The sequence below is a fragment of the Streptomyces sp. NPDC091972 genome, from assembly GCF_044756385.1.
Taxonomy (GTDB): domain Bacteria; phylum Actinomycetota; class Actinomycetes; order Streptomycetales; family Streptomycetaceae; genus Streptomyces.
Map to the genome: position 1 here is coordinate 108,763 of NZ_JBIVSV010000007.1, position 23,860 is coordinate 132,622.

The window sequence follows — 23,860 nt, forward strand, 5'->3', positions numbered from 1 at the left end:
TTCACACCAGTTCTCCTTCCGAGGCTCGTTGGTCTTGCAGGGCTTCGCGGGTGGTTTCGCGGTTGAGTGCGAGGTCGTGGGCGATGGTGGCGGCGAGGGCGGATTCGCCGGGGGTGTGGCCGTGGCCGGCGTATTGCCAGTCCGCGAGGACGAGGACGGTGTCCGGCTCGATCTCGTCGAGGCCGAGGGCGGCGCGTTCTTGGGTGGCCCTGTAGTCGGCGCGGGTCTGGCGTAGGGCGCCGAGGGTGGTGGAGTAGCGGCGGGATTTGGAGCTGAAGTGGCCGCGGAAGCCGAGCATGTGGGCCCAGGCCCAGAGCCGGCGGTCGGGATACAGCTTGTCGAGGTCGCGGCAGGCGGTGATCAGGCGGCGGGCGTGGTCGGGCACGTGGTGGCGGTCGAGGTCAGCGAGTTCGCCGATGCGGCGGTCGAGGGTGCCGGTGGTTTCGACGGCTTTGGTGGCGTACTTGGCTACATAGGAGGGGACCGCCTGTTCGGTCAGCTCGGAGTCGTCGCCGAAGGCTTTGACGGGGCGGATGTCGAGCTGTCGGCCCCACTGGAAGGTGCGGGCGGTCTGGTCGCCGGCGGCGGGGATCGTGGCGGTGGTGTAGGGGTGCCGGGCGGCGGCGCGGATCGCGTCGGTCAGCAGGTCCACGCTCGCCCAGGAGGGCGGGGTGTCCTCAGGCCCGTTGGGTCCGTCGAGGCGGATCACGGCGTGGAAGTGGATCGCGCCGCGCTTTTGGAATTCGGCGACCTTGCCGTAGGAGAGGCGGCAGACCTCTTTGAGTTCGCGCTGGGAGAGGCCGACGCGGGCGGCGATCTCGCGGCGCAGGCGGTTGGTGAAGCGCTGCCACAACTCGCCCGCGTGGTTGTTGAACAGCACGGCGCCCGAGTAGTCGTAGGTGTCGGGTTCGAGCGGGGTGCCGAGGGCGGGGTCGTCGTCGCGGTGGTGGTGTCCGCAGCGGCAGCGTGCGTGATCGGGCTGGTTGTGGACGGGCCCGAACGAGGGTGCGGTGAGGGTGGCGAAGACGCGGGGGTGGTCCCGGACGGTGCTGGGGATGTTGCGGTCGGGTGCCCCGGCGAGTCCGGCGCGGATGAGGTGGTAGGTGTCTCCGGCGTAGGTCCAGGCGCAGGAAGGGCAGCGGGAGGCGCGGCGGTTGCCGCAGGCGACGCGCAGCCGTTTCCCGGGTTCGGTGGCGGTGGTGTAGTGGTGCAGGACCTCGCCGGTGCGCTTGTCGGTGTGGGTGGTCCAGCCCTGGAGGTGGATGGGGTCGGCGCAGCCTCCGGTGCGGTGGATCTGGTGTTGCCAGCGCTCGAAGTCGGGGGCCGAGGCCACCCGCAGCAGGTCGTTGAGGGTGGCCGGGTCGTTGAGGAGGTCAGGCACGGGCGGCCTCCCTCACCTGGTCGATCAGGGCGGGGGTGGGGGTCCACAGGCCGCGTGCGCCGGGCCAGGAGATCGGGCGGGCGAGGCGGCGGACGTCGGTGAGGTGCCAGTGCCACTGTCCGGGGGCGGACCACAGGGTGCACATGCCGTCGTCCGGGTGGCAGTCGTCGAGGCGGGCCCAGCCCAGGACGGCGCCGATGGGCTGCGGGCGGTTGAGGAAGGGGCGGGCCACGACGGCGTACTTGGCGGCGGGGTCGGTGGTGGTGCCGGCGTGGAGGAGGATCCAGCCCCGGTAGTCGGTGGCCCAGCGCCGGTTCTCAATGCGCTTGGTGCCGTACGCGATGGCGGAGGCCCAGGGCTGCCACAGGGTCAGGGCCCGTACTTCGGCCCGTGCGGTGGTGGTCATGCGGCCACCTCCAGCGCGGCGGGGATCAGGGTGCGCAGGGTGGCGGTGGCGAGCGGAGGGGGCACGGCGTTGCCGATCTGTTGGAACTGCTTGGTTCGTGAGCCGGCCCATGGGTAGTCGGCAGCGAAGCCCTGGAGGGCGGCGGCTTCCTCGAGGGCGAGGCGGCGGACGGGGGTGCCGTCCGTGTCGATCCAGACGACGTGGTTCATGGCCTTGCCGAACAGCAGGGTCGAGGCGGGTTGGTCGAGGCGCCGGCGGGTGGCGGTGGGACGGCTACCGACCTTGAGCAGCCAGGAGCGGGCGCGTCCGGTGACCGCCCAGGACGGGCCGGTGGTGGGGAAGCGGCTGCCGCCGGTGGTGTGGTTCCCGCGGGTGTGGACGACAGCGGGCGGCCAGCCCAGCACCTCGCCCATGGTGCGCCACGGGGGCAGACCGGCGCCGAACAGGTCATCGGGAGTGCCACCGTCGGCATGCGTCGGCTCGGGCGGGAGCGCGGGCCGGGTACGGGAGGCGAGGAGGATCGCGCGGCGTCGGGTCTGCGGAAGTCCGAAGTCGGCGGCGTTGAGGATGCCGGTCCACGTCGAGTAGCCGACGCAGGCGAGCAGGCGGGCGGTGTGCTCGAACAGCGTCAGCGCGGCGGGGACTTGCTCTAGGGCGATCCAGTCGGGGCGCAGGTCCAGGGCGTAGCGCAGGGGCTCGACAACCAGCAGGGAGCGCGGATCGGCGCAGGTGTTCCGCAGCTGCTCGCGGGTGTCGTGGCCGTGGGCGAGGTCGTCCAAGCCCTGGTGGCACAGGGGCAGGTCGTCGCATCCGGCGCGCAGTCCGGCCGTGCTGAAGGTCTGGCAGGGCGCCGAGGTGATGAGGCCGGTCACCTTCCCGCGGAGCGGGGCGGTGGGGTAGACGGCCACGTTGGCGCGGATGGTGTGTGGCCGGCGGCGGCCCGGGTCTGGCACACCACGGGGTCGATCTCGATACCGACTTCCCGTACGCCGATGGCGCGGAGTCCGGTGGACCAGCCGCCGGGGCCGGCGAAGAGGTCGAGGACGCTCATGCGGCCACCTCCACGTCCGTGGCGGTGAGGCGGGGGCGCAGGGGGACGGTGCCGGTGCCGTGGCAGGTTGCGCAGTCGATGTGGAGCAGGGCGCGGGTGCCGTCGCGGTGGCGGGTGCCGGTGGTGATGGCGGCGGTGGCGAAGCCGTCGCAGTTCGGGCAGATGCGCGCGCGGGTGTGCGGGGCCGGGGTGTGGCCGGTCATGATGGAGGTTCCTTCCGGATCTTTGGTTCGGACAGGGACGGCGCCCGGAGCGGACAAGACTTGGCGGTTGAGGCCGCTCCGGGGGCCGGTCAGCGTCGGGTGTCGGTGCTGAGGATCGAGCGGATGACCAGGGCGCACACGGCGACCGAGGCGCCGGTGATGGCGACCGCGAGGAGCATCGAGACCAGGACGGCGCCGACCACGAGGACGGCGGCGGTGCCCATTCCGGCGACGGCGACGACTGCGCCGGGGGTGAGCTGGACCGTGGGCCGCGAGGAGACCGGGGCCGGTGCCATCGGGGCGGGCGGCGGGGTCGGGGCGCCCGGCGTGATGGTGGTCGGCTGGATGACGGCGGGTGGGGTGCTCAGCCCGGTCGGGGTCGGGTTGACCGGGACTTTGGGTCGGATCATGGCGGGGTCTCCTTACTTGGTCGCGGTGTCGATGGCGGGGGCGAGGAAGCTGTCGGCGAGGAGGTAGCCGCCGATCAGCAGGACGATCACGAGCCACCAGGGCGGGCGGACGAGCTTGACGCCGACCAGGCCCAGGCAGGCGATGAAGAACCACAGCGGCACGGACACGGCGTGATCTCCCTTCAGCGGACGGGGCAGCGGTGGCCGCGCGCGGCGACCATGGCGGCCTCGTAGGAGTCGTAGGCGGCCGACCAGCCGCAGTCCTCCGCGTCGCAGGCGGCGACGTACTTCATCTCGCCGGTGCGTCGGTCGGGTCCGCCGCCGATCGCGGTGGTGCCCACGCGGTGCATCTCGTTCCAGATCTGATACAGGCCCATCAGGGGTCAACGCCTTTCGGGTTCAGGTGAGTTGGGCGGCGATGGCGTCCGCCATGACGGCGGGGACGTTGAGTCGGGCGCGCAGGGTGTCGGTGTCGATCGGGGCGCCGGTGCGGGCCGTGTGGTCGGCGGCGATCTTGCGAGCGTGCGCGACCAGAGCGGCCGGTACCGGCACAGCAGGGGCCGGGGCGGGCGTGGGTTCGGCGACGGGCAGAGCGGGAGGTTCCTCGGTCGCGGTCGCAGCTGTCTTCAGCTCGGAGACCGGCGGGGGGACGGAGTCGCGCTCGACGTCGAGGACTGCCGGGGCCGGGGCCGTGTCTGCCGTGTCGGAGGGGTGGTCGGGTGCGTGGGCGAGGAGGGTGCCGCCGAGGAACGCGAGGGCGGGCCAGCCGGCGACGCCGAAGCGCAGCCATGCCGGGGGGTGGGCGAGGTCGAGGAAGCCGGCCGTGGCGACATTGGCGCCGAGCGATGCGACCAGGGCGATCAGGAACCAGCACCAGGCCAGCCGCGACGAACCACCGCCGCGCAGCCGTCGCCAGGCAGCGACCAGGAGAAGGTCAACCGAGATGGGGTAGGCCCAGGCTTTCCAGCCGGTCTGTCCGGCAGCGGCGGCGAGGTCGTGCAGGTGGGCGAAGGACAGCGCCCCGGCGATCACGGCCTGCACGAGCACGGCGTCGAGGCGGATCGAGCGAGTCATGTCTTCACCTCCTTCAGGGAGTTGGGCCGAGGCGGGGCGGGGATCAGGTCCGGCCGCCCGTCCCCGCGGGTTCAGTCGGTGGCGGCTTCGCCAGAGCCCCAGCAGGTGGTGCACAGGGCGGCTTGCCGGTCGTCGGTGGCACGCTTCTTACGGCCGCCGACCTGCACGGTTTCGGCGACCTCGCCCTTGCCCTCGCAGTCCGGGCACGCGGCCGGCATCGGCTTGCGGGCGGCGGTCTTGCGGCGGGTCGTCGTCTTCTTGGCACTGGTCACGGGGTCCACCCCTCGCCGGGGTATTCGGGGCCCTGGTTGGGGTCGTAGCCGGGCGGGAACAGGCCGGGCGGCGGCTCGGGCAGCGATGCGGCCAGGCACGGACCCACGGTCTCGATGAACGTCTGGTCGGCGTCGGCGCCGAGGGTGTCGGCGTACAGGGCCAGGGCGCCGAGCAGGATCACGGTGCGGTGGAAGTCCTCGCAGTGCTCGCACATGGGAGGTGTCCTCCCTCCTTCGGGCATGGCTCGGGTAGGGATCTGGCGCGAAGGCGGTCGCGCCGACCGTGGAACAGAGGAGTGTCAGGCGGCTTCGGCCACGGCCGGCGCCTCGACAGGCGCGAGGCCGAGCAGCGGGCGGAAGCGGGCCAACTCCGGGATCTCCGGGACCAGATGGGCATACTTGTTGCAGGCCGCCACGGCTTGCCGCATGGTCGTGTGCGGGGTGCGGATGCGCACCCACTCCCCGGTGGAGTAGCCGACCACGGCCATCCCCCGCCGTTCGTTGGGGATCTGGATCGCGGCGAACACAGCGTGCGGGGAGATGTCCCCGAAGGCCATCTTGGCCGTCGACTCGTCGTTGACGCGGTGCACCATCCGGCCGGTGAGCTGGGCGCGCAGCATGGTGATGCCGTCGCCGAGTTCGGAGCCGAAGCGCTGGCCGTAGATGTCGAGGAAGATGCCGGCCGCACGGCCCAGTTGGGCGAGGCGCACCAGGGCCTTGACGATCCGGTCGCGGCGCGGGTCGTTCTTCTTCGTGCTCAGCGCGAGTTCGGCGATCTCGTCGATGGTGACCACGATCGGCACCGGCCGCAGACTCTCGGGAAGGTCCCAGATGTTCGCGGCGATCTCCGCATCCGGGGTGTCCGCACTGATGCGCTGCTCACGCCGGATCACGTCGTAGATGACTTCCATCCGGGCAATGAGCGCTTCGAGGAGGTCGGCGGCATCGTCGGGGTTGTCGACCAGGGCGGAGAACCGGCGCGCGAGCGGACCCAGTTCCACACCCTTCTTGCAGTCGATGCCGACCAGGGCGACCGGTTGCGGGGCGAGTTCCTTGATCAGGGTGCGTTGGGTGACGGACTTGCCGGTGCCGATCGCGCCGACCGTGATCGAGTGCGGCACCTGCCGGTAGTCGCGGTAGTGCACGCTGCCGTCCTCGACCAGCGCGAGCGGGATCTTCAACAGACCACGGTCGGTCGTTGCCGGCATCTGCACCCGCTTGAGGACGTCGTAGCCCGTCAGGGCGATCTCGATGACACCCGGCTTGATCTCGCGGGAGGTGACCTGATGGACGCCGAAGGAGTGGCGCAGCCGGTCGGAGGCGGCGGCGAACTCGAACGCGTCCTGACCGGGCCACATCTTGATCCGTAGCCGTAGACCGGTGCGGGGTCGGGCGGATCCACACCAGACGCGGCACCCGCTGTTGCGGGACCGGCTTCTTCATCCACCGGGCCAGCGCCCGACGCATCCGGGAGGCGGGAACGGTCAGATGGCAGGCCTCCATGACCGAGGCGTACCGCCAGCGCACGCGCACCACAGCGAGGACGATGCCGAAGCTCAGCCAATACCAGACCGGGCGGCGCCACTTCAGCAGCAGCGCCGAGGCGACCAGGGCCGCTAACGCGATCAGCAGCAGCTTGGCCATGGTGGTCAGCCCTTGCCGTTCGAGCCGGCCGGCGTGAGCTGCTTGGCGGCGACCGCGATCGCGCGGTAGGAGATGCCGTGACCGAAGTCGTTCTCCCACGGGCGGGCCACCAGCCCAGGCAGCTCGACCGGCATGCCCGGCATGAGGTCGGCCTGTGCCGTCCTCGGCGACCACGATCGTCACCGCGTCCGGACGACCGTCCACGATCACGGCCACGTTGACGTTGTAGAGCACCTTGCCCGACGTCTTGTCGACGGCGATCTCACCAGTGTCGCGGTTCTTGACCTTCTTCTCCGGAACCTGGATCAGCATGACCGTCATCGCGGACGTGTCGACGGGAATCTGGCGCATGATGGAGTCTCCCTGTTGGGACGAGCCCCGGGCTGCGTCGTGATCTTGGCGGATGGCACGCAGTTCGGGGCGGCTTGTTGTTACGACACCACCGAAGCTACTCGCAGAAAAACTGCGACTAGTAGGAGTTCTCCGAGTCTGCGAGACTGAGTGCGACGACAAGGAGGACGAAATGGCTAACTTTGCTCTTTTCGTTCGCTTCACGCTGCGCGATGGCGCGGGTGAGGCGTTCGACGCGCTGATGCAGGAGACGACAGCGGGAATCCGCGCGCATGAGCCCGGCACGCTGGTCTACACATGCCATACGGTCGAGGGCGCACCCAATGAGCGGATCTTCTTCGAGCTGTACGCAGATCACGAGGCTTTCGAGGCACACGAGCGCCAGCCCCACACACGTCACTTCCTGGCGGAGCGCGCCAAGTACGTTGAGAAGACCGAGGTTGATCGGCTTCAGCCCTACGCCGGTAAGTACCCCACCGGAGCGCAAGAGTGACGAGCCCCGACACCAAGATCGTTGGCCAGCGGGTCAAGGAGCTACGCCGAGCCGCAGGCATGTCACAGAGCGACCTCGCCGCAGCGATGGGACGCTCCGAAAGCTGGGTTTCCCAGGTTGAAAGAGGCGTGCAGCCGGTCGAACGGCTATCGATCATTCAGGCGCTTGCCGATGCCCTCAACGTGTCCGTACGCGACGTACGGCCGGACGCTGCCCCGGCAGAGCAGAGCGAACCTGAGGAAGCCGCGACGAGCAACGACCTTGACGGGCTGCGGGTAGCCCTCACCGGTCACCCAGCCTTGGGAAGCCTCTTTGAGCAGCCGCCAGCCGAGCCGACGCCATCGCTCGCCGACTACCGCCGGCATGTCGACGAGGCATGGGCGCTCGCGCACGCATCCAGCTACGCAGCGCTCAGCGATCACCTCGCCAAGCTGCTCCCGAGTATCGAAGCCGCAGTTCGCCATGCACCAGCGAGCGAGCGGGTCGAGCTGCACTCGTTGCGCGCCAAGGCGTACCAGGTAGCCGCAGCAAGCTTCACGCGTCAGGACCAAGCAGATGCCGCGTGGGTTGCGGCCGACCGAGCGCTCCAAGCGGCCGAACTCGCAGGACAGCCATTGGAAGTTGTCGCGAGCCTATTCCGCATGGCACACGCATTCATGCGGCAACAGCACATGGAACAGGCCGAGCAAGCCGCGCAATCCGCTGTGACCGTGATGGCTCCAAGAGCCGAGAACCCGGCATGTCCGCCTGAGGAACTTTCCCTTCTAGGCGCCATGAACCTAGTGCTCTCAGTGATCAACGCGAGAGAGGGTAACCGAGGGCACACCCATGAGCACCTCCAGGTTGCGCGAGGGATCGCGGCGCGATTGGGAGAAGACCGCAACGACTTTGACACGGAGTTCGGGCCGACGAACGTGGAGATCCACGCCGTGAGCACAGCCGTGGAGTTGGGGGATGCGGGACTTGCTCTCGAAGTGGCTCAGCACGTCGAAACGTCAGGGCTGTCCGCAGAACGACAGGCGCGTTTTCTGCTTGACGTGGCGCGAGCACACGCGCAGCGGCGACACGTCGGCGAGGCCACAGCCGCGCTCTTGGAGGCGGAGGCGCTGACACCTGAACAGATCCACGATCACTACTTGGCCCGCGAGGTCATCCGCGACTTGATCCAGCTCTCGGAGCCTCGCATCCCTGAATCTCTACGCGGCTTGGCTGATCGGAGCGCTGTCGTCTAGAGGTTTCCCGTTGCCGTTCTACCGGCCGACATCCATGGGCGTCGCGCACGGCGGCCCAATATCAAGCCCCGGTGACGCTCCACACGGCACCGGGGCTTACGCATGCCTAGCTGACGCCCGGACCATGGGTCCACGCGGCGAGGCGGCTCACCATGTCCAGGACCACGTCCTGACGATCAGCAGGAAGGAACGGCCACGACACCCATGCGGGGAGGGAGGCCGCGACGACGATCAGAATAGGGAGGACGCGAATCCAGCGTCCCGGGGGGCTCGCGAACAGCGAAGGCAACATGGAGCCTGCTTTCTTGACCTGACGCGACGAGACCTTGTGCCTCGCCTAAAGGTATCCGCCGGGTCTGCACGATGACTCCAATCCGTGTGCGGCAATCATGCCGTACGCACCAGTTACTCACTTTATGTCCGGATTAGTCAACGTGATCTGGCACACGCCTCCGTACCTCAGCCGAGCAGATCGCGGTAGAACTTTCCCTACTTCATCAAGGCTCGCTGCGCTCGCTCGCCCGGCAGCCGCCGACGTTTGTCGATCTTCGGCCTGATACTCCGCCCCGGCGTATCAACGCCGCTCTGGCCCGCACACCACCGCCACCACGATCCGGCCTCAGGGATGGAAAAGAGCAACAGCAGCTAGACCCCAACGCCCCGCTTCCGGGGCCACGCCGCACCCCTTTCCACCCGGTTGCCTACAGAAGTAGGTCGTATCAAACCGAGGGCCGCGCCAAGCGCGGCGGCGCCGGCCGGTCGCCGCCGCGCCGCCTCCATGTCTCCGCCACCGGCGCACGTCGCCGCCCGTCCGTCGCCGCACGCAGCGGCCAAGTCCAACACGGGCACGGGGGCGGACGGAATTCCCCACGGTGCAGGTCAAAGAGGCTTTGTGTTACCGAAGGAGGCCGGATCGTGGTGGCGGCGGCATGCGGTCCAACGCTGCCAGATATGCGGGCGTTCGAACGGTCCGCCGATACCGCACCAGGCCACCAGCCCGACGGCGGACGCGGCCATACAGACGTAGAGCACCAACACCCAACCTCGACCTAGAGCAAGGCCATGGTCAGAACGATGCCTCCGGCGGGGGATCGGCCGGCACCGGGATGGAGGGGCGCCGTTCCCGACTGCGGGTCCGTGGATGGCGTGCGTGGTGGGCTCCCATCCCGTCCACCGTCGACCCAGGCAGAGCCGAGCAGACGCGGCCCATGGCGTCCAGGTCGTTCGTAGAGTGGCGCGCTCCACCTGGACGCCATGAACCACGCCCGCTCCACGGTGTGTGGGTCGACGGCGGACGGGATGGGAGCTGGGGCAGTTAGTGGTTACGGAAGGAAGCGAATGCCACCCGCCCGATCAGCCAGTCTGCCAACATGGGTCAATGGAATACGGCCTGTCGAGTACGCAGCTGCCCCGCGGATATTTCTTCAGAGGACAGGAAGCGGTCCTCTCCATATGGCCTGGGACACGAACGTGCTTGTCGATTACTTGCAGTACGGCAAAGTAATTTGGGGTGATGGCGACCTCGACATAGAGGACCCAGAGTACGCAAGCCAAGTCGAAGCAGTAGGCCGGATAATGGATCCGCTGTTCTGTTTCTGGGACATCAGGATCCATCTTTTCGACGAAATCCTCAACGACGCGAAACGTGAATTATCTATCGAACGCAGAAGCCGCAGGGAGCGCGCCCTCGAGCGATTCACTCGCGCCCTGATGTTCGCCGACTGGTCCGAGGAAGGCGACGAGTGGGACGACCTTGAAACCGAGTACCCTCAGGAACCTCTTTTCGACGAGGAGGCACTCACGCAACCGGTCAGCCCAATACGCCAGAACCTGAGTGCCGCGCTCCCCGACGGCCACGATCGTATCCTCGTGACCGAAGCAGTGGAACGCGGCATGCATGTGTTCCTCACGCGAGATCAAGGGATTCTCAGGACAGCAGCCCTCGCCGACCGTCTTGGACTCCTGATCGTCAGCCCCGTCGAATTTCTCCAACTGTTCGAGGAGTCCGGACTCTCAGCCCTACAGTTCCCAGTTCCCGACCTCGCACGCATTTCAAAGGTGATAGAGGCCCTAGAGTTCGATTGATATCTGGAGCTTATCCCGACCGGGCATGCACCCAAAAAACCGAGGACCCTGCGGCTATTAACCGCAGGGCCCTCGTTCGTCAGCTCAGGCGAGAGGCAGCAACCTCGCTGCCATTGTTCCCGTAACCGTCTCGGCCGCCTTAAGCGTGCTCTTCTTAGACATTCTGAATTTACTCATCCGAATCTCCCTTCGTTCGTGATGCGGTATCCGTTCCTGGCTTAATGCTTCGTAGAACCAGATTGCTGAACTTCAATACAATCGCGACCGAAACGAGGATTAGGACCCAATGTAGGGGAATCGAACCCCCGACTCCTGCCTCTACCCTCAACTGACGACTGCTCAGTTATACCAGCCCTGCCCATGGGTTGTGTAGGGGCGGCTACGGTCGCCCAATCTCGCCCCAAGGGCGATGGCGCCAGGGGTTCCTCTTACCACTGTCGAAGAAACGGCAGGTCAGAGCACTTCTTTTGACAGCGCGATCGGCTCACCCGACTTGCGCATTACTGGCAAAACACACCACGGGAAGTTGATCCGCTCATCACATGGGCCGGCGGGCCACGCCTTGCCACTGTCGTGCCAGGACCGGCAGGGACTCACGGGGAACCACGGTGCCGTAGTGGGCAACGGCTGGAGGTCAGCTCAGGACAAGGAACTCCCAGGCACACCCATGGTCACCCAACCTCGCTCCTAACGCGGTGATCGACGGCAGCCGCGTCCCCTACCAGTCCGCCGCCAGACGGTCACAGGGCTTTGAGAACCTCAGTTGCTACTTGTTGCGCCAAAGCAGGAGGAACAGAGTTACCGATCTGGGTTTGGATGGATCCCCTGCTCCCCCCGAATTCAAATTCGTCGGGAAAGGTGAAAAGTCTCTTCATCTCAGGAATCCGCAGCCGTCGATTTTCCCAGTGAAACGGACCAACGTATGGACCAGGTTGAGCCTGGATGGTAGGAGACGGCTTCTCAGGTGAGAGCTTGAGGAGGAATGACCAGTACTTTGACCTCCACCTGAACTGAGGATCAGGGTGTCCACGCTCCTCAGTGTAATGAAGATAATTCTCACCCGGCGGGATGTCCGGAAGCAAATGACCATACTTCCCGGCTACAATTTCGCCGGGCTCAGGCTCGGAGATCACGTCAGCCAACGCCTCACCGGCAGTCACATGCGGTCGTTCCGCCTTGCCTGTGGAACGCCTCTCCCAACTGCCCCCGTGAGTTGGTGCTGGGTGAGTCGGCATTTTCTGACCCTTTGGAACACCGATGATGAACAAACGTGGCCTGGCCTGTGGAACGCCATAGTCTGCGGCATGAAGCACTTGTGACGCGCAGTCATAACCAGCTTCGTCGATTTCGCGCAGGAGTCGCTCATAGGCGGGTCTCGAAGCTCGATTGTTGTATGTCAGCGAGTAGACGTTCTCCAGAATGAAGGCTCGCGGCTTGCTCTCGCGCAATACACGCGTATATTCCTGCAGCAGCGACGCATCAGGGTCGAGTCCTTCGCGCTTCCACTTGAGCCAGTAACCCGACTTAGAGAACGGTGTACACGGAGGACCTCCAACGAGGAGATCAGGCCGGTCGCCGCCACTCAGGCCAGCTGCCTCCATGATCTTCTCAGTCGGCACATTGAGGATGTCATCCTGGATCACCGAGGACGAGAGGTCGAAGTTCTTCTCCATCGTTGCGGCCGCGTCAGCGTTCCGCTCGACAGCAGCTCGCACCACGAACCGGCAGCCTGCGTCAGAGAGCGAGGCCGCCTCTACCCCCAAGTCCAGGCCGCCGGCACCGCTGAAGAGGCTGATTGCTACTAGGTCGTTCGCAGGCATGGAACGTATGATGCCAGGCTTCACGACTGTCTCACCCATCGCCTCACGGTTCACCGCCACAGTCCGTCACCCTTCCAGGACGGACAGCAGGTCAGGCGACCAGCTGTCGTCCACGACTTGCATCGCAGCGATCTTGTGGTCATGAGACGCATGACGCCTGAGGCTCTCAGACCTCTTGAAGCGGAATTCCCACTTTCCAGTCACCGAGAAGAGGCAAGCGGCGACCACCTGAAAGTGTGTGACATCGTAATAGCGACTGGTGGGGTCACTCTTCGAGGCTCGAGTTTTTTGCACTTCCACACGATAGTTTCCGTTCGCGGTTAGCTTGGGCGAGCAGTTCTTGCACTCGATGCGAAGTTTCACACCACTTGTGGTCAGCACCTCGAAGTCTGGCTGACCGTCAAGATCGAGCGGCTCAATGTTGGCGAGACCTTTAGTCGATCTAAGCTGTTGCTCGAGGTGCCATTCCGCGACCCGCCCCCTCACTGCAACCTTCAATCGGTTAGCCGACGAAAGGAGATCCAGAATGTGATTGCTAGACATGGCAAACGCTTCTTCGAGGTCATGGCGACCAACAATCCCTCCGGAGCCACCGACCTCGCTTAGGTCTGCCACATCAACCTTAGCCAGACTCTCGGCCAACTTGTAACGCAGTGGACTGTCGAGCTGGAGGCGCTGAGCCCGGCGTTCCAGGTGAATGAAGTGGAGGATCTTGTCAGGCCGAAATACGACAACAGTCTCGAGGCCGGTACGTGAGCGCGGCATCCCCCTCCTGATTCCCGGAACGTTTTCACGCTCATAGACGTACCAGCCAGACTTCAGCGCCTTCTCGACATATTCCTGTTTATATTCAAAGGAAATCCCCATCGGTAGTGGGTCGTAAAGGGTACGATCCAATCCTACGAAATGCCCCAGGTCAGGATCAACCCCCATGACCAACGTGGTCTCTATCCCCGCCATATCCTCGGCTAGCGAATGATCAAAGATATGCCAGCTTTTCTCGCTACCATATCGGATTTGCATTCGGTGCTCGTCACCAGGGCGGTTCGTCGTCGTTCGGCGATTCGAGCGGAAGGGATAGAGCAGCAGCCCGATCCGATACGTATCAAAAAGCTCCAATCCGACATAAATGGGAGTAGTCCCGTCGGGGGTCACAAAAAGAACTCGCACGCCAGCTTCCTTGACACTCGCGAGCGCGTCGAGAATCGCCTGTCTGACGTCAGCCTTGCCAACCGTCCTGTAGGTCGCGAAGTAGGTACGGCCTGCGTGCTTGGCGTCTGAATCCGTCATGCTGATCATCCTGCACGCCCGCACTCGCGGTTGTCTCACCTTTTCGAGGAAGCCCAACCGACAGCTCTACTGGTGCGCGGCAGCACCGACGAGCGGCTGAAGCGAGGATCCGTCAGTGTGACTACCGTGTGGTTGATGACCCCTGAACGCGCAGCCGTTGAGTCGGTGGTTCCGACGCCTGGCCGTTCGCGCATCATGGCCGCGATCCGGCGCCGCGACACGCGCCCTGAACGCTCGGTCCGCTCCCTGCTGCACGCAGCCGGGAAGCGCTACCGTGTCGACTTCCGCGTGGATCTTGAAGGCGCACGCCCGCGCCCGGACATCGCTTTCACACGTGCAAGGGTTGCCGTGTTCGTGGACGGCTGCTTCTGGCACTCCTGCCCGCAGCACGGCACAAAGCCGGGCGTCAATCAAGGCTACTGGCAGCCCAAGCTAGAACGGAACGTCGCCCGTGACCGCGCCAACGACAGGGCTCTTGTCGCTGCCGGCTGGACGGTCATACGTGTCTGGGAGCACGAGTCTCCTCACGACGCAGCCCGACGCATCATCGCCGTTCTCGAGAGAAGTCAGCCCGTCCAGCCATTGCCGAAGCGCTCGACTGGATGATGCCCAAGCCGTGGACCATTTGTGGACCACATACGGACTGTTGGGTGAGCCAATGCCGCTGACCTGCGAACTTATCCGTGCCCGAAGGGGTCTCCGGAGGCATGTGCGCAGGTTGGGATCCTGCCGGGGCACTCCTTATGAGGTGCCCAAAGGCCTCGTCATCAGTGGCCCCGCTGAGGCCGGGGGCTTCGTGTATGTGCTGCCGTGGCCCTGCAAGGCAGGAACCCCTCCTGTCAGTGGTGTGCGTTTTGATGGGTGGGTGACTGTTCTGGATGTTGCTCGGCGGTTGCCCGAGATTGTTGTCCTTCGTGAGCACTGCCGGTCTCTGGCCATGCTGGAGGCCGGTCTGAGTCCGGAGTGGGACTACCGCTATCACTCCTTCGACGAACACTGGGCCGAAGGGGAGTCGTTGGCCTCGATGCGGAACGGATCGGGGGACGACTACTCCATCGTCTTCTCGGCCGCCGGCGTCTACATCCGTGGGTTCGATCATGAATCGCCCATGAGCCCCTACGCGGAGGACGGGCCCTGGCCCGGTGTGCTCGACGAGGTTCCCGGCGTCTTTCAGGCGTACGTCAGGGAGCCCGCGTTCTCCGATGACGGCCTGCCGCGCGTCACCGCGTGCATGTGGCGGGAGGCAGGGGACGACAGGTGGAGAACGGGGACCATCGACTTCCCCGACGAGAGGAACGCCGACCCGGACGGCGCCGACTTCCTCTTCGAACTGTTGGTGGACCGCTCGCCCGAGGCGTTTCAGGAGTGGGCCCAGGACTACTACGAGGTTCCGGTCGACCTGGGGGCCGTTCGGCACGTCTTCTCCTCGCGTCCGCTGACCGAGGACGTGGTCCGCGCGTTGAACCCGGACATCGGTCTGTCGGATCTCGCCCGGGACATCGCCGAGATCGGCTATCCGACGAGGTGAGGACGAGTTCCCTCGGCGCGGTCACGCTTTTCGAGGTGGCCGCCGTGGGAACCCGCTTCTGCGAACGTACCCCCCACCGATGTCGAGGAGGCCGCCGTGGCCGAGCAGGAGCGGACCCAGCAGGATCCCGTGACGCAGCATGCGCAGCCGGAGTTCCCGGAGCAGGACCAGCCTCATCCGGGCTGGACCGGGCCGATGGACCCGCCGCCGGATCACGGTGAGGAGTCGTACCGCGGGACCGGGCGGCTGGAGGGGCGCAAGACCGTCATCACGGGCGGGGACTCCGGTATCGGGCGGGCGGTGGCGCTGGCCTTCGCCCGGGAGGGCGCCGACGTGCTCTTCACGTACCTGCCGGAGGAGGCGGACGACGCGCGCGAGACCTCCCGGCTGGTCGAGGACGCCGGCCGCAAGGCGGTCGCCGTCTCCTGCGACATCCGCGAGGAGGACAACTGCCGGGCGCTGGTGGAGCGCGCGGTCGCCGAGTTCGGGCGGATCGACGTACTGGTGAACAACGCGGCGTTCCAGATGTCGCAGCCGGACGGCATCGAGGCCATCACGACCGAGCAGTTCGACCGGGTGATGCGCACCAACCTGTACGGGATGTTCTGGCTGACGAAGTTCGCCGTGCCGCACATCCCGAAGGGCGGCAGCGTCATCAACTCCACGTCGGTGCAGGCGTACAAGCCCAGTCCGCACCTGCTGGACTACGCGATGACCAAGGGCGCCATCGTGACCTTCACCCAGGGGCTGGCCCAGATGCTCGCGGAGCGCGGCATCCGCGTCAACGCGGTCGCGCCGGGCCCGGTGTGGACGCCGTTGATCCCCGCGACGATGCCCGACACCGCGGAGTTCGGCAAGCAGAGCCCGCTCGGCCGCCCGGCCCAGCCCGCCGAACTGGCCCCGGCGTACGTCTATCTGGCCTCTCAGGAGGCGAGTTTCGTCACCGCGGAGATCCTCAACGCCACCGGTGGCACGCCCCTGCCGTAAGCCCGACTAGCGGCCACGCTCCAGGAGTCTGATCGCCCCCTCCACGTGCGGCGGCAGCGGTCGGCGCCTCGCCAGGGCGGCGGGGAGGCGTACGGCCGTTTCGTGCAGGGCGCGGCGGGCGCCGGGGGCACCGGTGGCCGCGGCGGTCAGGCGGGCGGTGGCCCGCAGGGCCGCCGGCAGCGGGCGGCGCAGCCAGAAGGTCAGGACCTCGTTGCGCCGCAGCAGAGGGCTTCGCCCGTCGCGGCCGCCGTGCGCCGGGTGGTGACGGGCCGTCAGCGTCGGTTCGTAGGTCACGCCCCAGCCGTCGGCCGCGAGATCGTAGGCGAGCAGGGTCTCCTCGCCGCCGAAGAACAGGAGCGGGTGGTAGCCGCCCGCCCGGAGGTAGGCGTCCCGGCGGACCACGCAGGCGCAGGCCAGGAAGCCCAGCACCGGACGGCCCGGCAGGTCGGGCTCCTGGGGCAGCGGTGAGGCGGCGAGCACGGCGTTGAAGGGGTCCTCGGTCCGGTCGGGGCCGACGAGCGTGCGGGCCGCCAGCAGGCCAAGCCGGGGGTGCCGGTCGAACAGGTCGGCCGCGTGCCGCAGGGCGCCCTCGGTCCACCAGGAGTCGTCGTCGCTGAAGGCCACGTAGGGCGTCTCGGCCCGCCGTACCGCGAGGTTGCGGCCCAGGGCGCCGGTGTTCCGGTCGGGTTTGAGCACGCGGACGGCCGGCGGACGGTGGCGCAGGGCTTCGAGGGTCGAGTCGTCGGAGCTGTTGTCGACGACGATGACGGGGGGCCGTTCGGGCAGGGCGGTGAGGGCGTCGACGGTGCGCAGGACGTCGGCGGGCCGGTCGCGGGTGATGACCGCGACCGTGACCCGGCCGTCCCGGCGGTCCCGGCGGTCCGTACCGTTTCGGGCGTCCCGGCCGTCCCGGCCGTTCCGGGCGCCGGTGCGGTCCGCCGGGTCGTCAGGCCGGGGCCGTGGGTACACCGGCGTCACTCCCCTTCCGGGCGGGTGCACCGGCGCGTACGGGCCGCAGCAGGGACAGCGCGGCGGTGACGGCCTCGTCGGTGCCGATCCGCAGCAACTGCGGGTCGGGGGTGTCGCCGTGCGGGTCGCCGGGCGGTCCGGGTTTCCACAGGGCGATGTGGTGCGCGGCACCGGGTGGGCCCCACAGGTTCGGCGAGACCGGGCCGAAGAGCGTCACGGACGGCGTGGCGTGGGCCACGGCGAGATGCGCCGGTCCGGTGTCGCCGCTCACGACGAGCGGGGCGTGGGCGACGAGCGCCGAGAGTTCGCCGAACGGCAGCCCGCCGTGCAGTACGTCCCGCTCCGGCAGGCCCGCCCGTGCGGCGACGTCCAGGACCAGGGCGTCCTCCGCCGGGCCACCGGTGACGACGACACGGTGACCGGCGGTGCGCAGTCGTCGTACGAGGTCGGCGAAGCGTTCGGCGGGCCAGCGGCGGGACGCGGCCTCCGCACCGGGGTGGACGACCACCGCACCCGGCGCCGGGGACGGCGTGGCCGGTGGCGGCAGCCGCAGATCGGCGGGGTCCGCTGGGATGCCGTACGCCGCGAGGAAGTCGCACCACCGCTCGCGCTCGTGCTGGTCCGGCCGCCACACCGGGGGTTCGGGGAGGGCCGGGTCGGGCTGGGCGTGGGCCAGAAGCCGGCGGGGGGCGAGGACGGCCAGCGCGTCGCGGCTCTCCGGTCCGTTGCCGTGCAGGTCGACGGCGATGTCGGGGGGTGGCCCGGTCCATCCGTCCAGCGTGGGTACGGCCCGTCCCGGGGCCTGGGCCGGGAGGATGTCGTCCACCGCCCCCGTGGCCAGCGCGGCCTCGCCGAGGGTCGGCGGGAGCGCCAGGACGACGTGATGGCCGGGGAAGGCCCGGCGGATGCCGCGCAACGCGGGGACCGAGGCGAGCAGGTCGCCCAGTCCCAGCGCGCGCAGCACCAGGAGCCGGGGGCGGCCGGTCACCGGCTCGTGCGCCCCGGCCGGGCGCGCGGACCGAGGCGCCGTCGGGCGCGGGTGGCCGGTCATCGGCTTCTCCGCCCCGGCCGGGCCAATCCGGCCAGACGCACGGACCGTCGCTCCACCGGGCGCAGGCAACCCGTCCTCGACTCCTCCACCCCGGCCCGGCGCACGGACCGACGTACCACCGGGCGCAGGCGGCCGGTCACCGGCTCCGCCGCCCAGGCCAGGCGCGCTGGTTGAGGCGCCATCAGACGCGGACGGCCGTTCATCGACTCCTCCCCCACGGCCGGGCCACCCCGGCCGTGGGGGACGGACCGACGCACCACCGGGCGCGGACGGCCGTTCATCGACTCCCCCACCCCGCCCAACCACACCGCCCGACGCCCCGCCGGCCGCAGTCGGCCCGTCACCGGCTTCTCCGTCCCGCCGGGTGGGACGGCTGGGGGGTCGCCGCGGCGCGTTCCGCGATGCCGGTGGTGGAGCGGCCGTCCAGGTAGGGGAACAGGACGACCTGTCCGCCCCAGCTCTCCACGAGCGACGCCTCCGGCAGGTGGGCCAGGGCGTAGTCGCCGCCCTTGGCCCAGATGTGCGGGCGCAGTTCGCCGAGGAGTCGCTCCGGGGTGTCCTCGTCGAACACGGCGACCGCGTCGACGCACTCCAGTGCGCGCAGTACCCGGACCCGGTCCGCCAGCGGGACGAGGGGCCGGCCGCTGCCCTTGCGGCGGCGTACGGAGGCGTCCGAGTTGACGCACACCACCAGGCAGTCACCGGTGCGGCGGGCGGCCTCCAGCAGGGCGACGTGGCCGGCGTGCAGCAGGTCGAAGCAGCCGCCGGCGGCGACGACGGTTCCGCCGGCGGCCCGTACCCGGGTGGCCGTGCGCAGGGCGTCGTCCGTCGGTTCGTGGTCGTCGGAGGGGCGCGGGGGCGCGGCCGGGGCGGTGTCCACGGCGAGCGCGCGGGCGCCCCCTTCGGCGACGTACCTGGTGGCGGCGTGCACGGCGGCCCGCACCGCGGTCTCGGTGAGCTCGCCGTCGGCGAGGGACCCGGCGGCGGTCGCCGCGAACCGGTCGCCGGCCCCGCAGGCGTCGCCCTCGGCGGTGACCGGCGACGGCACCAGCAGCGGCGTCTCCCCGTGGGACAGCAGCGCGCCCCGCCCGCCCAGGGTGACGACCACGGAGGCCGCTTGCCAGGCGCGGACCAGCGTGTCGGCGTGGCGGGCCGCGGCGTGCAGGGCGCTGCCGCCCTGGGACTCGTCGCCGGGGTGCACCTGGCCGGCGAAGGCCCGTGCCTCGCTCGCGCACGGGGTGGCCAGCCTGACGCCGGGCACCGGCGGGCGGCCGCGCGGGTGCGGGTCCCAGACGACGGGCAGGCGGGCGGCCGCCGACCGCAGCTCCTCGCGCAGGACGTCGGCGGTGCCGCGGCCGTAGTCGGCGACCAGGACGGCACCGGCCTCCGCGATCGCCCGGCACGCCTCGTCGGTCCGTTCCCGGGCCCGTCCGTCGCCGTCGTCCAGGCGCAGCAGGGGCCGGTCCTCGGCGAGGACGCGTGTCTTGCTGGACAGGGCGCCGGTCAGGGGCAGCCGTACCAGGCGCACCCGGTCGGGCAGCAGTCGGCACAGCGACGCGCTGGCCTCGTCGTCGCCCAGCGCGGTGACGAGGGTGACCTGCCGTCCGTCGGCCGCGGCGAGGCAGGCGGCCAGCGCGGCTCCGCCGGGCCGCGCGATGCGCCGGAGCGAGCTGACGACGGGGACGGGCGCGTCGGGGGCCAGCCGTTCGACGCGTCCGCACAGGTCGTGGTCGAGCAGGGCGTCGCCGACGACGAGCAGCGGGGCCGGGGCGCTCATGTGCCGCCCTCCGCGTCCGGGTGTGTCAGCGGGCCGTCGTCCACCGTGCGGTCGAAGGACTCGCAGAGCATGTGGACGGCCACCAGGTGCAGTTCCTGGACCGTGGCGGACGTCGCCGCGTCCACGCACAGGGAGTCGTCCGCGCACCCTTCGAGCGGGTTGGGCGCCGGGCCGGTCAGGGCCCACACGGTCAGGCCCAGGCGTTGCGCCTCCTTGGCGGCGACGAGCAGGTTGGCGCTGGAGCCGCTGGTGGACAGCAGCATGAGCACGTCCCCGGCGCGGCCGTGCGCGGCGACCTGGCGGGCGAAGATCTCCTGGACGCCGTAGTCGTTGGCGATGGCGGTGGTCGAGGACGTGTCGGCGTGCAGGGCGAGCGCGGAGAACGGCGGGCGGTCGTCGCGGTAGCGGCCGACGAGCTCGGCGGTCAGGTGCTGGGCCTGGGCCGCGCTGCCGCCGTTGCCCGCGACGAGGAGCCGGGCGCCGGTGCCCAGGCGTTCGGCGAGGGAGGTCCCCCAGCGCCGGACGACGGGGGCGGCGTGGTCGCGGAACCCTTCGAGGGCCTTCATCAGGTCGTCGCAGTGTGCGGTGTCCGGGGCGAGTTTCATCGGACCACTCCCGAGAGCGAGGGTACGGAGGAGACGGCGCCGTAGACCCGGGTCACCCCGTCGGCGACGCGGTCCCAGGTGTAGCGGGCGAGGACACGGCGGCGGCCGGCCGCGCCGTACCGGGCGAGCCGGTCCGGGTCGTCGAGCAGTTCCCGTACGGTCGCGCCGAGGTCGTGGTCCTCGTCGGGCGGGACCAGGACGCCCGTGACGCCGTCGGCGACGGTGTCGAGCTGTCCGCCGACGGCGGTGGCGACGACGGGGGTGCCGCAGGCCATGGCCTCGACCGGGACGATGCCGAAGGGTTCGTAGCGGGGCACGGACAGCACGAGGTCCGCGCCGGACATGAGGGCGGGCATCCGGGTACGGCTCACGCCGCCGAGCAGTGTCACGCGGTCGGCCACCCCGCACTCCCGGGCGATCGAGCACAGCCGTTCCGTCTCCGGCTCGGCGAACAGCAGGGCCGGTTCGGGGCCCCCGGCGATGAGGAGTTCGGCGTCCGGCACGGCCGCGAGGGCGCGGATGGCCCGGTCGAAGCCCTTGCGGGGGACGAGCCGGCCGACGGTGAGCAGACGCCGGGGCGCGGACGGGTCCCGGCGGGCTCCGGCAACCGGCGCGAACCGCACGGGGTCCACACCGCAGGGGACGACGTGGATGCGCCGGCGGGGCAGGCCCATGGCGACGAGTTCGTCCACCTCGTCCTCGCAGGTGGCGATGATGCCGCTGCACTCGCGGCCCACGGCCGTCTCGATCTCCACGCGTGCGCGCGGCGAGGTGTCGGCGGCGCCCTGGTGCCGTTTCTTGACGGTGCCGAGGGCGTGGTAGGTCTGCACGACGGGCACGCCCGCGGCGCGTGCCCCGGTCACCGCCGCCAGCCCGGACATCCAGAAGTGGGCGTGCACCACGTCGGGTGGTTCCGTCGCCCACTCACGGGCCAGCCACGCCCCGAACTCCGCCATGTACGGCAGGAGTTCGTCCTTGGGTATCGGGGCGGGCGGTCCGGCGGGCACGTGCACGACCCGCACCCCGTCGGCCGTGACGACCCGCTCCGGCAGCCGCGGGTCGTCGCGGCGCGTGTACACGACGACCTCGTGGCCCCGGCGGGCCAGTTGGGCGGCGAGCTGGGCCACGTAGACGTTCTGGCCGCCCGCGTCGGGCCCGCCGAGCTCGGCCAGCGGGCTGGCGTGCTCGGAGACCATGGCGACGCGGCCGGCCGACGGCTGGCTGGGGCTCATCGGGTGACCTCCTTGATCAGGCGTTCCCAGTCGTCCCGGAAACGCCGCTCTCCGTAGCGGGACCGTGCCGCGGCGCGGGCGGCCTCCCCGGTCCGCCGGGCACGGTCCCGGTCCGCGAGGAACCCGCGGACGGCCTCCTCCAGGACGTCGAGGCGGTTGGAGACCACCCCGGCGCCCTCGGGCACGGCCTCGCGCACCTCCGTGGTGTCGAGCGCGACCACGGGCATGCCCAGGAACATGGCCTCCAGCAGCGACAGCCCGAGGGACGTCCAGCGCACGGGATGCAGGTACAGGCGGCAGCGGGCCATCGCGGGGTGCAGTTCGCCCTGCGGCAGGTCGCGGCTGCGGCAGCGGTCGGCAGGCAGCCCGAGCCGGTCGGCGAGTCCCTCCGTGCGCATGCCGAAGACGTCCAGCGGCGCCGAGCGCGCGAACCGCGGCAGCAGGTCGGTTCCGGTGGTACGGCCGCGCCGTACGGGCTCGTTGACGACGACGGCCGCGCGGGGCTCCTCGCCGGTCCACAGGGGGCCCGGGTCGATGATGCCGTGCTCGATGACCTCGGTGGGAGCGCGGCCGTTGTCCCACATCAGGCGGTTGAAGTGGGTGACGTGGACGACGGGGACGTCGCTCCGGTCGGCGAGGGGGTGGCGGGTGTCGACGGGTGACTCGTGCGGGCTGTTGTGCTCGACGTACACGGCGGGCACGTCGGTGCCGGGCCGGTGGCCGGTCCAGCGCAGGGCCAGGTCCAGCTCGTGCGGCCGTTGCAGGACCATCAGGTCGATGTCGGCCTCGCGCAGTTCGGCGGGGCTCAGCTCGCGGACGGTGGCCGGCCACTGCCAGGTCCTGGCCCGCCCCAGTCCGTCCGGTCCGCGGTCGGGCGTCACCGGGACGAGGAAGGTGTACGGGCCCTGGACGAACGACGTCAGCCATGAGCCGTGTACATGCCAGACCAGGATGTTCATGCGCTCTCCTTGAGGAGTTTCTGCACGGCCCGTACGACGTCCTGGGCCGTGACCTCGTCCAGGCACGGATGGCCCGGCACGGGGCAGTGCCGGGCCCGGCTGTCGGCGCAGGGCGCGTGCTGGTCGCCGAGGAGCACGTGGGGCACGCCGTACGGCGCCCAGCGCTCGGCCGGGACGACGGGCGCGAACAGGGAGACCACGGGGGTGGCGACGGCGGCGGCCAGATGGGCGGGGCCGGTGTTGCCGCACACCACGACGTGGGCCATGCGCAGGACGCCGGCCAGGGTCTGCGGGGTCGTCCGGCCGCCGAGGTCCACGGCGGAGCCGCCCGCGACCCGCCGGGTGAGGCCGGTTTCGTCGGGGCCGCCGGTGACGACGACGCGGTGCCCCGCCTCGGTGAGCAGGGCCACGGCCTCGGCGCAGCGGTCGGGACTCCAGGCGCGGGCGGGCGCGCTGGCACCGGGGTGCACGACGACGTAGGGGCCGTTGCCGGTCAGTGCGACGGTGTCCGGCGGCGGGAGGACCCGCAGCCTGCCGTCGTCGCCCGGCGGTGGGAGGAAGCCCATGGCGGCGGCGGTGTCGAGCGCGGCCTCCGTCTCGTGCCGGCCGGGCAGCCGCCGGTGCCGTACGTCGAGCAGGCGGCCCGGGTGGTCGACGCTGTCGGCGCCGGTCCGCGCCACGCCGGCCATCCGCAGCAGCAGGGCCGTGGGCAGCGGGCTCTGGTGGAACGACGTGAGGATCAGGGCGGTGTCGAAGGCCTCCGCCCGCAGGCGCGCCAGCAGTCCGTCGACGTCCGCCTCGGCGACGGCGGGTGCGTGCACGCCCTCCCAGGGGGCCGCCCAGGTGATCACGTCGTCGACGCCGGGCAGGAGCCGTGCGGCGGACTCGCCGAGCGGGCCGCAGAGCATGGTCACCCGGGAGGAGCGGGCGGCGACGGCCCGGACGGCGGGTCCGGCGAGCAGGACGTCACCGAAGCTGTCGAGCCGCACGACCAGTGTCTTCGGCTCGTCCCCCGCCGGGGGCGGCCCGGTGGCGGTGCT

26 protein-coding genes and 1 pseudogene are annotated in these 23,860 nt (G+C 69.6%); 6 read left to right on the forward strand and 21 right to left on the reverse strand.

All coding sequences use genetic code 11. The features are described from left to right. Position 1 precedes the first annotated feature (1 nt). The 12 genes and pseudogenes from repSA to ACIQJT_RS21975 form a co-directional block, all read right to left on the reverse strand. A complete protein-coding gene (repSA, locus tag ACIQJT_RS21920) occupies positions 2-1,381 on the reverse strand; it encodes a replication initiator protein RepSA (protein ID WP_402645880.1) in 1,380 nt (459 codons plus the stop codon). Further along, positions 1,374-1,787 (reverse strand): ASCH domain-containing protein, encoded by a 414-nt coding sequence (locus ACIQJT_RS21925; protein WP_402645883.1) that lies wholly within the window; start codon positions 1,785-1,787, stop codon positions 1,374-1,376. The genes repSA and ACIQJT_RS21925 overlap by 8 nt, the downstream gene beginning before the upstream one ends. Beyond that, positions 1,784-2,695: a DNA cytosine methyltransferase gene (locus tag ACIQJT_RS21930; protein ID WP_402645886.1), complete on the reverse strand. Its 912-nt coding sequence runs from the start codon at positions 2,693-2,695 to the stop codon at positions 1,784-1,786. Before ACIQJT_RS21930 ends, ACIQJT_RS21925 begins: the two co-directional genes overlap by 4 nt. Before the next feature lie 139 nt (positions 2,696-2,834). Continuing rightward, positions 2,835-3,041, reverse strand: a complete 207-nt coding sequence (locus ACIQJT_RS21935) for a hypothetical protein (protein WP_402645889.1) — start codon at positions 3,039-3,041, stop codon at positions 2,835-2,837. Positions 3,042-3,130: 89 nt separating this feature from the next. Beyond that, positions 3,131-3,451 (reverse strand): SpdD-like protein, encoded by a 321-nt coding sequence (locus tag ACIQJT_RS21940; RefSeq protein WP_402645891.1) that lies wholly within the window; start codon positions 3,449-3,451, stop codon positions 3,131-3,133. 12 nt (positions 3,452-3,463) lie between these two features. Next, positions 3,464-3,619, reverse strand: a complete 156-nt coding sequence (locus tag ACIQJT_RS21945; protein ID WP_007382116.1) for a hypothetical protein — start codon at positions 3,617-3,619, stop codon at positions 3,464-3,466. Positions 3,620-3,633: 14 nt separating this feature from the next. Further along, complete coding sequence (locus tag ACIQJT_RS21950; RefSeq protein ID WP_356460348.1) at positions 3,634-3,828, reverse strand: mobile element transfer protein; 195 nt, start codon at positions 3,826-3,828, stop codon at positions 3,634-3,636. A gap of 22 nt (positions 3,829-3,850) precedes the next feature. Next, positions 3,851-4,525: a DUF2637 domain-containing protein gene (locus ACIQJT_RS21955; RefSeq protein ID WP_402645895.1), complete on the reverse strand. Its 675-nt coding sequence runs from the start codon at positions 4,523-4,525 to the stop codon at positions 3,851-3,853. Positions 4,526-4,596: 71 nt separating this feature from the next. After that, positions 4,597-4,797, reverse strand: coding sequence for a hypothetical protein (locus ACIQJT_RS21960; RefSeq protein WP_402645898.1), 201 nt, complete (start codon positions 4,795-4,797; stop codon positions 4,597-4,599). Then, positions 4,794-5,012, reverse strand: a complete 219-nt coding sequence (locus ACIQJT_RS21965; protein ID WP_359031542.1) for a hypothetical protein — start codon at positions 5,010-5,012, stop codon at positions 4,794-4,796. Before ACIQJT_RS21965 ends, ACIQJT_RS21960 begins: the two co-directional genes overlap by 4 nt. A gap of 84 nt (positions 5,013-5,096) precedes the next feature. After that, positions 5,097-6,441: pseudogene (locus ACIQJT_RS21970) on the reverse strand (FtsK/SpoIIIE domain-containing protein). Positions 6,442-6,446: 5 nt separating this feature from the next. Further along, entirely contained in the window at positions 6,447-6,575 is a 129-nt protein-coding gene (locus ACIQJT_RS21975; protein WP_402646525.1) for a hypothetical protein, read from the reverse strand. A 389-nt stretch (positions 6,576-6,964) separates the two neighbouring features. Here ACIQJT_RS21975 and ACIQJT_RS21980 point away from each other — a divergent pair, with 389 nt between their 5' ends. The 3 genes from ACIQJT_RS21980 (at position 6,965) to ACIQJT_RS21990 (ending at position 10,602) form a co-directional block, all read left to right on the forward strand. After that, on the forward strand, positions 6,965-7,285 hold the full coding sequence (locus ACIQJT_RS21980) for a putative quinol monooxygenase (RefSeq protein ID WP_402645901.1): 321 nt from the start codon (positions 6,965-6,967) through the stop codon (positions 7,283-7,285). Then, positions 7,282-8,517 (forward strand): helix-turn-helix domain-containing protein, encoded by a 1,236-nt coding sequence (locus ACIQJT_RS21985; protein WP_402645904.1) that lies wholly within the window; start codon positions 7,282-7,284, stop codon positions 8,515-8,517. The genes ACIQJT_RS21980 and ACIQJT_RS21985 overlap by 4 nt, the downstream gene beginning before the upstream one ends. Positions 8,518-9,969: 1,452 nt before the next feature. Further along, positions 9,970-10,602 (forward strand): hypothetical protein, encoded by a 633-nt coding sequence (locus ACIQJT_RS21990; RefSeq protein ID WP_402645906.1) that lies wholly within the window; start codon positions 9,970-9,972, stop codon positions 10,600-10,602. A 740-nt stretch (positions 10,603-11,342) separates the two neighbouring features. Here the strand turns inward: ACIQJT_RS21990 and ACIQJT_RS21995 are convergent. After that, positions 11,343-12,422, reverse strand: coding sequence for a DNA cytosine methyltransferase (locus ACIQJT_RS21995; protein ID WP_402645909.1), 1,080 nt, complete (start codon positions 12,420-12,422; stop codon positions 11,343-11,345). Between the two features lie 66 nt (positions 12,423-12,488). Continuing rightward, positions 12,489-13,712: a hypothetical protein gene (locus tag ACIQJT_RS22000; protein WP_402645911.1), complete on the reverse strand. Its 1,224-nt coding sequence runs from the start codon at positions 13,710-13,712 to the stop codon at positions 12,489-12,491. 135 nt (positions 13,713-13,847) lie between these two features. On the opposite strand from ACIQJT_RS22000, the gene ACIQJT_RS22005 reads away from it, so the two are divergent. The 3 genes from ACIQJT_RS22005 to ACIQJT_RS22015 all read left to right on the forward strand — a co-directional run bounded on the left by ACIQJT_RS22005 (position 13,848) and on the right by ACIQJT_RS22015 (position 16,227). Further along, positions 13,848-14,318, forward strand: a complete 471-nt coding sequence (locus ACIQJT_RS22005; RefSeq protein ID WP_402645914.1) for a very short patch repair endonuclease — start codon at positions 13,848-13,850, stop codon at positions 14,316-14,318. Positions 14,319-14,577: 259 nt separating this feature from the next. Beyond that, positions 14,578-15,240: a hypothetical protein gene (locus tag ACIQJT_RS22010; protein ID WP_402646485.1), complete on the forward strand. Its 663-nt coding sequence runs from the start codon at positions 14,578-14,580 to the stop codon at positions 15,238-15,240. Positions 15,241-15,336: 96 nt separating this feature from the next. Continuing rightward, on the forward strand, positions 15,337-16,227 hold the full coding sequence (locus ACIQJT_RS22015) for an SDR family oxidoreductase (RefSeq protein ID WP_365461780.1): 891 nt from the start codon (positions 15,337-15,339) through the stop codon (positions 16,225-16,227). A gap of 6 nt (positions 16,228-16,233) precedes the next feature. Here ACIQJT_RS22015 and ACIQJT_RS22020 read toward each other — a convergent pair whose 3' ends face one another. The 7 genes from ACIQJT_RS22020 to ACIQJT_RS22050 form a co-directional block, all read right to left on the reverse strand. Next, positions 16,234-17,196 (reverse strand): glycosyltransferase family 2 protein, encoded by a 963-nt coding sequence (locus ACIQJT_RS22020; RefSeq protein WP_402645917.1) that lies wholly within the window; start codon positions 17,194-17,196, stop codon positions 16,234-16,236. Beyond that, a complete protein-coding gene (locus tag ACIQJT_RS22025) occupies positions 17,174-18,247 on the reverse strand; it encodes a glycosyltransferase family 9 protein (RefSeq protein ID WP_402645920.1) in 1,074 nt (357 codons plus the stop codon). Before ACIQJT_RS22025 ends, ACIQJT_RS22020 begins: the two co-directional genes overlap by 23 nt. A gap of 340 nt (positions 18,248-18,587) precedes the next feature. Next, positions 18,588-20,024 carry a D-glycero-beta-D-manno-heptose 1-phosphate adenylyltransferase gene (rfaE2, locus tag ACIQJT_RS22030; protein ID WP_402645923.1) on the reverse strand — a complete coding sequence of 479 codons (1,437 nt, stop codon included), beginning with the start codon at positions 20,022-20,024 and terminating at the stop codon, positions 18,588-18,590. After that, positions 20,021-20,629 (reverse strand): SIS domain-containing protein, encoded by a 609-nt coding sequence (locus tag ACIQJT_RS22035; protein ID WP_365461774.1) that lies wholly within the window; start codon positions 20,627-20,629, stop codon positions 20,021-20,023. The genes rfaE2 and ACIQJT_RS22035 overlap by 4 nt, the downstream gene beginning before the upstream one ends. Beyond that, entirely contained in the window at positions 20,626-21,861 is a 1,236-nt protein-coding gene (locus ACIQJT_RS22040; protein WP_402645926.1) for a glycosyltransferase, read from the reverse strand. The genes ACIQJT_RS22035 and ACIQJT_RS22040 overlap by 4 nt, the downstream gene beginning before the upstream one ends. After that, positions 21,858-22,820, reverse strand: a complete 963-nt coding sequence (locus ACIQJT_RS22045; RefSeq protein ID WP_402645929.1) for a glycosyltransferase — start codon at positions 22,818-22,820, stop codon at positions 21,858-21,860. The genes ACIQJT_RS22040 and ACIQJT_RS22045 overlap by 4 nt, the downstream gene beginning before the upstream one ends. Further along, the gene (locus ACIQJT_RS22050; protein WP_402646488.1) at positions 22,817-23,728 is read right to left on the reverse strand and encodes a glycosyltransferase family 9 protein; all 912 of its coding nucleotides are present in this window, start codon (positions 23,726-23,728) and stop codon (positions 22,817-22,819) included. Before ACIQJT_RS22050 ends, ACIQJT_RS22045 begins: the two co-directional genes overlap by 4 nt. Positions 23,729-23,860: the final 132 nt, after the last annotated feature.

What these genes read in the sequence shown, in the direction of transcription:
- ACIQJT_RS21925 (WP_402645883.1), bottom strand. Translation starts at nt 1,787, where the DNA reads ATGACCACCACCGCACGGGCCGAAGTACGGGCCCTGACCCTGTGGCAG.
- ACIQJT_RS21935 (WP_402645889.1), bottom strand. Translation starts at nt 3,041, where the DNA reads ATGACCGGCCACACCCCGGCCCCGCACACCCGCGCGCGCATCTGCCCG.
- ACIQJT_RS21940 (WP_402645891.1), bottom strand. Translation starts at nt 3,451, where the DNA reads ATGATCCGACCCAAAGTCCCGGTCAACCCGACCCCGACCGGGCTGAGC.
- ACIQJT_RS21950 (WP_356460348.1), bottom strand. Translation starts at nt 3,828, where the DNA reads ATGGGCCTGTATCAGATCTGGAACGAGATGCACCGCGTGGGCACCACC.
- ACIQJT_RS21955 (WP_402645895.1), bottom strand. Translation starts at nt 4,525, where the DNA reads ATGACTCGCTCGATCCGCCTCGACGCCGTGCTCGTGCAGGCCGTGATC.
- ACIQJT_RS21965 (WP_359031542.1), bottom strand. Translation starts at nt 5,012, where the DNA reads ATGTGCGAGCACTGCGAGGACTTCCACCGCACCGTGATCCTGCTCGGC.
- ACIQJT_RS21975 (WP_402646525.1), bottom strand. Translation starts at nt 6,575, where the DNA reads ATGCCGGTCGAGCTGCCTGGGCTGGTGGCCCGCCCGTGGGAGAACGAC.
- ACIQJT_RS21980 (WP_402645901.1), top strand. Translation starts at nt 6,965, where the DNA reads ATGGCTAACTTTGCTCTTTTCGTTCGCTTCACGCTGCGCGATGGCGCG.
- ACIQJT_RS21990 (WP_402645906.1), top strand. Translation starts at nt 9,970, where the DNA reads ATGGCCTGGGACACGAACGTGCTTGTCGATTACTTGCAGTACGGCAAA.
- ACIQJT_RS21995 (WP_402645909.1), bottom strand. Translation starts at nt 12,422, where the DNA reads ATGCCTGCGAACGACCTAGTAGCAATCAGCCTCTTCAGCGGTGCCGGC.
- ACIQJT_RS22000 (WP_402645911.1), bottom strand. Translation starts at nt 13,712, where the DNA reads ATGACGGATTCAGACGCCAAGCACGCAGGCCGTACCTACTTCGCGACC.
- ACIQJT_RS22005 (WP_402645914.1), top strand. Translation starts at nt 13,848, where the DNA reads ATGACCCCTGAACGCGCAGCCGTTGAGTCGGTGGTTCCGACGCCTGGC.
- ACIQJT_RS22025 (WP_402645920.1), bottom strand. Translation starts at nt 18,247, where the DNA reads ATGACCGGCCACCCGCGCCCGACGGCGCCTCGGTCCGCGCGCCCGGCC.
- rfaE2 (WP_402645923.1), bottom strand. Translation starts at nt 20,024, where the DNA reads ATGAGCGCCCCGGCCCCGCTGCTCGTCGTCGGCGACGCCCTGCTCGAC.
- ACIQJT_RS22035 (WP_365461774.1), bottom strand. Translation starts at nt 20,629, where the DNA reads ATGAAACTCGCCCCGGACACCGCACACTGCGACGACCTGATGAAGGCC.
- ACIQJT_RS22040 (WP_402645926.1), bottom strand. Translation starts at nt 21,861, where the DNA reads ATGAGCCCCAGCCAGCCGTCGGCCGGCCGCGTCGCCATGGTCTCCGAG.
- ACIQJT_RS22045 (WP_402645929.1), bottom strand. Translation starts at nt 22,820, where the DNA reads ATGAACATCCTGGTCTGGCATGTACACGGCTCATGGCTGACGTCGTTC.
- ACIQJT_RS22050 (WP_402646488.1), bottom strand. Translation starts at nt 23,728, where the DNA reads ATGCTCTGCGGCCCGCTCGGCGAGTCCGCCGCACGGCTCCTGCCCGGC.